General features: G+C 73.1%; 7 protein-coding genes and 1 riboswitch. Of the genes, 4 read left to right on the top strand and 3 right to left on the bottom strand.

Annotated features, from left to right (window positions below; genetic code table 11):
* The 3 genes from JNW98_RS20455 to def form a co-directional block, all read left to right on the top strand.
* On the top strand, window positions 1-1213 hold a 1213-nt coding region (locus JNW98_RS20455), incomplete at its 5' end, for an HD domain-containing protein (protein ID WP_308015639.1).
* Window positions 1214-1625: 412 nt separating this feature from the next.
* On the top strand, window positions 1626-2612 hold the full coding sequence (locus JNW98_RS20450; protein WP_223769715.1) for a tetratricopeptide repeat protein: 987 nt from the start codon (window positions 1626-1628) through the stop codon (window positions 2610-2612).
* A 90-nt stretch (window positions 2613-2702) separates the two neighbouring features.
* The gene (gene def / locus JNW98_RS20445) at window positions 2703-3332 is read left to right on the top strand and encodes a peptide deformylase (protein WP_223769714.1); all 630 of its coding nucleotides are present in this window, start codon (window positions 2703-2705) and stop codon (window positions 3330-3332) included.
* Between the two features lie 42 nt (window positions 3333-3374).
* Here def and JNW98_RS20440 read toward each other — a convergent pair whose 3' ends face one another.
* The 3 genes from JNW98_RS20440 to JNW98_RS20430 all read right to left on the bottom strand — a co-directional run bounded on the left by JNW98_RS20440 (window position 3375) and on the right by JNW98_RS20430 (window position 7400).
* On the bottom strand, window positions 3375-3803 hold the full coding sequence (locus tag JNW98_RS20440) for a YciI family protein (protein WP_223769713.1): 429 nt from the start codon (window positions 3801-3803) through the stop codon (window positions 3375-3377).
* 175 nt (window positions 3804-3978) lie between these two features.
* Entirely contained in the window at window positions 3979-4992 is a 1014-nt protein-coding gene (locus JNW98_RS20435; RefSeq protein ID WP_223769712.1) for a ribonucleotide-diphosphate reductase subunit beta, read from the bottom strand.
* Entirely contained in the window at window positions 4992-7400 is a 2409-nt protein-coding gene (locus JNW98_RS20430; protein WP_372459286.1) for a ribonucleoside-diphosphate reductase subunit alpha, read from the bottom strand. The genes JNW98_RS20435 and JNW98_RS20430 overlap by 1 nt, the downstream gene beginning before the upstream one ends.
* A 173-nt stretch (window positions 7401-7573) precedes the next feature.
* Window positions 7574-7674, bottom strand: a riboswitch (adenosylcobalamin-variant (AdoCbl-variant) riboswitch).
* Between the two features lie 360 nt (window positions 7675-8034).
* Here JNW98_RS20430 and JNW98_RS36660 point away from each other — a divergent pair.
* On the top strand, window positions 8035-8451 hold the full coding sequence (locus tag JNW98_RS36660) for a hypothetical protein (RefSeq protein ID WP_223769710.1): 417 nt from the start codon (window positions 8035-8037) through the stop codon (window positions 8449-8451).
* Window positions 8452-8465: the final 14 nt, after the last annotated feature.

Below are 8465 nucleotides of genomic sequence, written 5' to 3'. Positions count from 1 at the left end.
CGCCCTGCTCGCGCTGGCCTGGACCGCCTGCCACGGCATCCAGCGGCCACCGGTCGCCTGCGCCTACGGGCTGCTCATCGCCCTGGGCGAGGCCGCCGCCCGGCGGCCGGAACCGCTGGGCCCGCGCGGCGGCGCCCCGGTCGGGGCCGCCGGATCCCTTGCCTACGCCCTGCTCGCGGAGGGCGGCGTGGCACAGGCCGTCGCCGTGGTGCTCGGCGCGACCCTCGTCGGCCTCACCGGCACGGGCGGCCACCCGGGCGGCCCCGACCGCCGCGACCGGCTGGCCCGCCGCCTCGCCGCCACGGCCGTCACCGCCGGCTGCCGCCATGTGCTGCCCGGCGCGGGACCGGCCGTCCACGGGGCCTGGCCGGGCCCGTCCTGCGCCCTGTCGCCGCTGCTGCTCCTCGCCCTCGTCGCCCTCGCCGACGCCGCCCTCGCGGCGGCCCTCGCCCGGGCCAGGACCGGTTGCCGCTACCCGGCGGCCCTCCGCGCCGAACTGCGCGCCCTCCCCGTGACCGCCCCCGCGGTCTGCGCCACCGCCGTGGTGGCCGCCCTGGCTCCCGCCGTCGCCGGGCTGTGGGTGCTGCCCTTCTGCTGCCTGCCGCTGCTCGCCGTGCAGCTCGCCGCGGGCCGCGGGGAGGCGCGCGAGAGCTGCCCGCCCGCCGTCGCCTCGCTCGCCCGCGCGACCGACCTCGCGGGATGCACCCCCGCCGGTCACGCACGGCGCGTAGCCGTCCTCAGCCGTGCCGTCGGCCGCGAGCTCGGTATGGCGGAGCGCGACCTCGCCGTCGTCGAGTACGCGGCGCTGATGCACGACGTGGGCCAGCTCTCACTCGTCGACCCGGTCCCCGCCGGCGCCACCGAACCGCTGCCCGCCGAGGAGCGGCGCCGGCTGGCCCGGCTGGGCGGGAGCGTGGCGCGGCTGGCGCCGCTGGACGCCGCGGTCGCGCCCGCCGTCGCGGCCGCCGTGGAACAGCAGGCCGACCCCTACCGCGAGCAGCCCCTGGCCGCCCGTGTCGTCCGCACCGCCAACGCCTACGACGAGCTCACCGGCCCCGCCGGCCCCACCGGCTCCGCACCCGGCGGGCACGCGGCATCCGCGCGCGCCCTGGAGCGGCTGCGCGGCGCCACCGCGTACGACCACGAGCCCCGGGTGGTGGAGGCACTGGCGCGCGTGCTCGCGCGCGGCGCGCCGGAGCGCCCGGACCCGTGAGACGCCCGCCCCGTCCCGAGTAGCACGACTAACCCACGGGTAATGAGCGGGCGTCCGACGGGGCATGGTTGGATGCGAAGAGAAGGACGCGGAGTCCGCGGTCCTCGCAACAACGCAGTAGTACGCGGCAGCACGCCGTAGGACGCGGAAAACTCGGCGGACTCGGCGGACTCGGCGGACGCTGCGAACGAACGACCAGGATTCGTGACGGAAAAGCGGGATCGGGGGGTGTCATGAGCGCTGTCGTGGCGTATGCGTCATGGTGGGCGCGGCTCCCCGGAACGGCGGCCCGGCCCGCGGGCGGGACCGTCGGCAAGGCGTGGCGGGCGGCCGTCGGGGGAGGCGGCGCCGGTCACCTGGGCCCTCCGGCGTGGGTGCACGCGGGACGTCGAGAAAACAGCAGGCGGACATCGTGAGGATCTTCGGCAAGGTGCGGCACCGGCCTTCCGCCTCGTGGCGGCAGGCCACCGACCGTGCCTTCACGCTCATCGGCGACGGCCGGTACGAGGACGCCGGCGCGCTCCTGACGCGCGCCGCGGACATGGAGCCGTGGCTGTCCGAGTCCTGGTTCAACCTCGCCCTGCTGCACAAGTTCCGGCACGACTGGGAGCAGGCCCGCGCCGCCGGCCTCCGCGCGGTGGCCCTGCTGGACCGCGACGCGGGCGCCCCCGACTGGTGGAACGTGGGCATCGCCGCCACCGCCCTCCAGGACTGGCCGCTGGCCCGCCGCTCCTGGCAGGCGTACGGGCTGCGGGTGCCGGGCGAGGGCGGCCCGGCCGGCGAGCCGCTCGGCATGGAGCTGGGCAGCGCGGCCGTACGGCTGTCGCCCGAGGGCGAGGCCGAGGTGGTCTGGGGCCGCCGGCTCGACCCGGCCCGCATGGAGGTGCTGTCCATCCCACTGCCGTCCTCCGGCCGCCGCTGGGGCGAGGTCGTGCTGCACGACGGCGTCCCGCACGGCGAGCGGGTGACCGCGGCCGGGCCCTCGTACCCCGTGTTCGACGAGATCGAGCTGTGGGCCCCCTCACCGGTGCCGACCTGGGTCGTCCTGCTGGAGGCCGCCACCGAGGCGGACCGGGACGCGCTGGAGCGGCTGGCGGCCGACGCCGGGTTCGCGGCGGAGGACTGGTCCTCCTCCGTGCGGCTGCTGTGCCGCACGTGCTCGGAGAGCCGGATGCCCAGCGACGAGGGCGACGGCGAGCACCTGGACCCGCACGACCACAGCGAGCCCGGCCACCCCGGCCCGCTCGGCCACCGCACGGCCGGCTCCGGCCTGCTGTGGGTCCCCGAGCGCGAATGCGGCATCGCGGCCCCCGCCGGGCTGGTCCGGGGGCTGCTGGACGGCTGGGTCGCGGACAGCCCCGACACCCGCGAGTGGCGGGATCTGGAAGAGGTCTGCTGAGCCCCGGGCCCCCGTCCGCTTACCCTGGATGGGCCCTGGGCTCCGGGGCGAGACAGTGCATACGGGTTGTGAGAGAGGCATACGGCGGCGATGGCGCAGCGAGAGACCGACCAGCCGGTGAACGACGAGTTCATCGTGGACACCGAGGACTGCGAGGAGCGGGAGACCGCGCACCGCGAGCGCGGCACGTCCCGTCCGATCACCGTGGTCGGCAACCCCGTCCTGCACAAGGAGTGCAAGGACGTCACCGAGTTCGACGACGACCTCGCCCGCCTCATCGACGACATGTTCGCCAGCCAGCGGACGGCCGAGGGCGTCGGCCTGGCCGCCAACCAGATCGGCGTCGACCTCAAGGTCTTCGTCTACGACTGCATGGACGACGAGGGCGTCCGGCACGTCGGCCACGTCTGCAACCCCGTCCTGGACGAGCTCCCGGCCGACCGCCGCGTCCTCGACGACTCCAACGAGGGCTGCCTCTCCGTCCCGACGGCGTACGCCCCGCTGGCCCGCCCCGACTACGCCGTGGTGCGCGGCCAGGACATGAAGGGCAACCCGATCGCCGTCCAGGGCACCGGCTACTTCGCCCGCTGCCTCCAGCACGAGACGGACCACCTGTACGGCTACCTGTACATCGACCGCCTCTCCAAGCGCGACCGCAAGGACGCGCTCCGGCAGATGGCCGAGGGCACGCCCCGCTACCCCGTCGTCGCCAACGACTGACCCGCCGGGGCACGCGCTCGCGGGGTCCGGCCCGGCCCGGTGTCACACCAGGCCGGACCGTCCCCGCGCCTCCTCGCGCAGGGCCTCCACCCGGGCGGCCTCCTCGGGCGGGAGGACGTCGGAGGGGAAGTCGGCCGGCTCGAAGATCCGCCGCAGTTCGACCACGCCCTCCCGGAACGGGATCCGCGTCGCCCACTCCCGGGCCTGGTCCATCGAGTCCACCCGGATGACCCAGTAGCCGGCGATCAGCTCGCCGATCTCGTCGAACGGCCCATTGATCACGCTGGGCTTCCCGCCCGCGAACACCACCCGGGCGCCCTCCGACGACGCCCACAGCCCGTCGGCGGCCAGCAGCGCGCCGGCTTTGGCCAGGGCCTCGTTGTACCGCTGCATGTCGGCGACCTCCTCCCGGGTCGGCAGCACGCCGGCCTCGGACTCCTCGGTCGCCTTGACGATCATCATGACGCGCATCAGGTGCTTCTCCTGTCCCGTTGCTGCCCCCTGACGTCCAGCCTCCCCGCAGGCGGTGGCGGCCCGGGCGCCCCGGCCGCCGTGTCGTGCGGTTTTTCGCGCGATTTTCGCGAGAACGGGAGCGGGCCCTCCCGGAAGACTCCGGAAGGGCCCGCTCAACTGCCGAGGCGTCGGCTCAGAACTCGTCGTCGAACGCGACCGTGCCCTCGACCGCCACCTGGTACGCGGAGGCGCGGCGCTCGAAGAAGTTGGTCAGCTCCTGGACGTTCTGCAGCTCCATGAAGGAGAACGGGTTCTCCGAGCCGTAGACCGGGGCGAAGCCGAGGCGCTGGAGGCGCTGGTCGGCGACGCACTGGAGGTACTCGCGCATGGACTCGGTGTTCATGCCCGGCAGGCCCTCGCCGCACAGGTCGCGGCCGAACTGGAGCTCGGCCTCGACGGCCTCCTTCAGCATGTCCGTGACCTGCTGCTGCAGCTCGTCGTCGAAGAGGTCGGGCTCCTCCTGGCGGACGGTGTCCACGACCTCGAACGCGAAGTTCATGTGCATCGTCTCGTCACGGAACACCCAGTTGGTGCCGGTGGCGAGGCCGTGCAGCAGACCGCGCGAGCGGAACCAGTACACGTACGCGAACGCGCCGTAGAAGAACAGGCCCTCGATGCACGCCGCGAAGCAGATCAGGTTGAGCAGGAAGCGGCGGCGGTCGGCCTTCGTCTCCAGCTTGTCGATCTTCTCGACCGAGTCCATCCACTTGAAGCAGAACTGGGCCTTCTCCCGGATGGACGGGATGTTCTCCACGGCCGCGAAGGCGGCGGCGCGGTCGTCCGGGTCGGGCAGGTAGGTGTCCAGCAGCGTCAGGTAGAACTGGACGTGCACGGCCTCCTCGAAGAGCTGCCGCGACAGGTACAGCCGCGCCTCGGGGGAGTTGATGTGCTTGTACAGCGTCAGCACGAGGTTGTTGGCCACGATCGAGTCGCCGGTCGCGAAGAACGCGACGAGTCGGCCGATCATGTGCTGCTCGCCCGGGGAGAGCTTGGCGAGGTCGGCCACGTCGGAGTGGAGGTCGACCTCCTCCACGGTCCAGGTGTTCTTGATCGCGTCGCGGTAGCGGTCGTAGAAGTCCGGGTACCGCATCGGGCGAAGGGTCAGCTCGAAGCCCGGGTCGAGAAGGTTCTTCTGTTCGTTGGACATTACTGGCACGCCTCGCAGGACTCGGGGTTTTCCAGGGAGCAGGCGATGGCGTCCGCGTCGGGCGCGGCCTGCTGGGCGGGGACGGGAACGGCGGCGGCCGAGGAGCCGGCCGCGCGGGCGATCCGGGTGGCCGGGCGCGAGCGCAGGTAGTACGTGGTCTTGATGCCCTGCTTCCAGGCGTACGCGTACATCGAGCTGAGCTTGCCGATGGTGGGCGAGGCCATGAACAGGTTGAGCGACTGGCTCTGGTCCAGGTACGGGGTGCGGGCCGCGGCCATGTCGATCAGGGCGCGCTGCGGGATCTCCCAGGCGGTGCGGTAGAGGTCGCGCACCTCCTGCGGGATCCACGCCATGTCCTGGATCGAGCCGTTGGCGTCGGTCATCGCGTCGCGCGTGGCGCGGTCCCACACGCCGAGCTTCTTCAGGTCCTCCACCAGGTAGGTGTTGACCTGAAGGAACTCACCGCTGAGCGTCTCGCGCTTGAACAGGTTCGAAACCTGCGGCTCGATGCACTCGTAGACGCCGGCGATGGACGCGATCGTCGCGGTCGGCGCGATGGCCAGCAGCAGCGAGTTGCGCATGCCGACGGAGGCGATCCGGGCGCGCAGCGCGTCCCAGCGCTCGGTCCAGGTCGGCTCGGTGTTCGGGTAGTGGTCCGGGTGCAGCACGCCGCGCGCGGTGCGGGTCGCGGACCAGGCCGGGTGCGGGCCGTGCCGCTCGGCGAGGTCGGCGGACGCCTCGTACGCCGCGAGCATGATCCGCTCGGAGATCCGGGTGGACAGCGCCTTCGCCTCGGCGGAGTCGAAGGGCAGCCGCAGCCGGAAGAAGACGTCCTGGAGGCCCATCAGGCCCAGACCGACCGGCCGCCAGCGGGAGTTGGAGTTCCCCGCCTGCTCGGTCGGGTAGAAGTTGATGTCCACGACGCGGTCGAGGAAGGTGACGGCCGTGCGGACCGTGCGGTCCAGCTTCTCCCAGTCCATCTCGCCGTCCGCGCCGAGGTGCGCGGCCAGGTTGACGGAGCCGAGGTTGCAGACCGCGGTCTCGCCGTCGTCGGTGACCTCCAGGATCTCCGTGCAGAGGTTGGAGGAGTGGACGACCTTGCCGGGCTCGGCGGTCTGGTTGGCGGTGCGGTTGGAGGCGTCCTTGAACGTCATCCAGCCGTTGCCGGTCTGCGCCAGGGTACGCATCATCCGGGCGTAGAGCACCCGCGCGGGGATGGTCTTGACGGCCTTGCCCGCGGCCTCGTACGCGCGGTACGCGGCGTCGAACTCGTCGCCGTAGAGGTCGACCAGGTCCGGGGTGTCCGCCGGGGAGAACAGCGACCAGTCGGCGTCCGCCTCGACCCGGCGCATGAACTCGTCCGGGATCCAGTGCGCGATGTTGAGGTTGTGCGTGCGGCGCGCCTCTTCACCGGTGTTGTCGCGGAGCTCCAGGAACTCCTCGATGTCCGCGTGCCAGGTCTCCAGGTAGACGCAGGCCGCGCCCTTGCGCCGGCCGCCCTGGTTGACGGCGGCGACGGAGGCGTCGAGCGTCCGCAGGAACGGCACGATGCCGTTGGAGTGCCCGTTCGTGCCGCGGATCAGCGAACCGCGGGAGCGGATGCGGCTGTAGGACAGGCCGATGCCGCCCGCGTGCTTCGACAGCCGCGCGACCTGGTGGTAGCGGTCGTAGATCGAGTCCAGCTCGTCCAGCGGCGAGTCCAGCAGGTAGCAGGACGACATCTGCGGGTGCCGCGTGCCGGAGTTGAAGAGCGTGGGGGAGGACGGGAGGTACGAGAGCGTGCTGGTGAGGCGGTAGAGCTCGGCGACGTCGTCCAGGGCGCGGACGCTGCGGTCCTCGGCCAGGCCGCAGGCCACGCGCAGCAGGAAGTGCTGCGGGGTCTCGATCACGTTCCGGGTGATCGGGTGGCGGAGCAGGTAGCGGCTGTGCAGGGTGCGCAGGCCGAAGTAGCCGAAGCGGTCGTCGGCGCCGCCGGCGAGCGCGGCGTCCACCAGCGCGTCCAGCCGCTCGGCGTGCTCGCGCACGAACGCGGCGGTCTCGTCGGCGATCAGGCCCTCGCGGTGCCCGACCTCGACCGAGGCGGAGAAGGAGACCGCGCCCTGCCCGGCCGCCTCCTCGGCGATGGCGAGCGTGAGGAGACGCGCGGCGAGCCGCGAGTACTCGGGCTCCTCGGAGATCAGCCCGGCCGCGGCCTCGGTGGCCAGCGAGCGCAGTTCGGCCTCGTCCGACCCGGGGTGCCGGCCGCGCAGCGCGGCGGCGGCGACCTTGCCGGGGTCGGTGGCGGGCAGATCGGCGGTGAGCTCCGTCAGGGTGCGCAGGAGCGCGGTCCCGGGGCCGCCGGTCGCAACCGTGTCCGCCTCGGGCACTGAAACCGGACCTGAAGCAGGTTCCGCGGGCGCGATCGTCACGTGTGGCTCTCCCTCGCTCGGCTGGGGGCCATCGCGGGAGGGCAGGGGGGCGCGCACGCGCAGGCGGCGGCGTACGGAGACCGTACGAGGCGTGCGCGCGGGCGTCCACCGGCCCAACCCGCGAGGCCCGGACGTGTTCAGACGCCGTACCGGGCGGGCCCGGCGATGGCGTGCTGCCGGCAGGTCCTCGGACTGCGGAACGGGCGGATTGGGCCCGTACGTACACCGTTGCGGGACAGTTCCGGATTTCCACCGGATTCCCCTGCGGCGACAGCGAGGACGAGCATACATCTAGTGCCGACTGTCGCGCGTGCCCCCACATGTTGTGTCGTCCCGTCATGAGGCGGTCGCGGAATGTGCTATCGGGAGGGCGCTCCCGGGCTCCTGCTCACAGCCGCCGTTCACGGAAGCGATCGCCGTTCGCCGGGCGTTCGCCGGGCGGGGGAAGGGCGGGGCGCGCGGGCTTCACGAAAGCGTAGGAGCGGGCCCGGCGGAGCCGAGCGCCCAACGGCGCCGGACACACGTACGATCCGCTCATGTCGAACGGGAGATCGATCACAGGCGGGGTCGAGGTCGTACTGCCGCAGGGCGGGACCACGGTCCGTTTCGCCCGCGTTCGATCCGACCTGTCGTGGTGACGTCCCTCCCGCGGCCCGTGTCGGGCATCCGGGTGTGTGTGCGGCTCAACCTCGGCGGCTGCGGGCCGTACGCGCACATCGTCGCGGACGTCGAACCGCCGGGCCCGGGTGGTGGGCTGGAGCTGCTCAGTGCCGTGCCGGAGGAACTGCTGCCGCGGGAACACCTTCCGGCGCTGCGGCAGGGACTGCTGGAGGGGCTCGGCGGGGTGGCGGCCGCCGTTCTGGTCACCGACGGCCACTATCACGACGCGGATTCCTGCGACCTCGGCTACCGGATCGCCGGCCGGGAGGCCGGCCGTGCCGCGCTCGTCGGTGCGGGCCTGCTGCCGCCCGGAGAGGCGGCGGCGCTGCGCTGGGCCACCTGGCCCGGCCGGCCGCGGCCGAAGCGGCGGCACGGCCGGCCTGGAAGGTGACGGAGCCGGGGTCC

The organism is Streptomyces huiliensis (assembly GCF_020037025.1).
Lineage (GTDB): Bacteria > Actinomycetota > Actinomycetes > Streptomycetales > Streptomycetaceae > Streptomyces > Streptomyces huiliensis.
The sequence above is the reverse complement of the archived record's forward strand: the minus strand, read 5'-3'. Positions and strand labels throughout refer to the sequence as shown.

Coding starts and splice junctions, on each gene's coding strand:
- JNW98_RS20435 (WP_223769712.1), bottom strand. CDS start 4,992: ATGTCCAACGAACAGAAGAACCTTCTCGACCCGGGCTTCGAGCTGACC.
- JNW98_RS20440 (WP_223769713.1), bottom strand. CDS start 3,803: ATGCGCGTCATGATGATCGTCAAGGCGACCGAGGAGTCCGAGGCCGGC.
- def (WP_223769714.1), top strand. CDS start 2,703: ATGGCGCAGCGAGAGACCGACCAGCCGGTGAACGACGAGTTCATCGTG.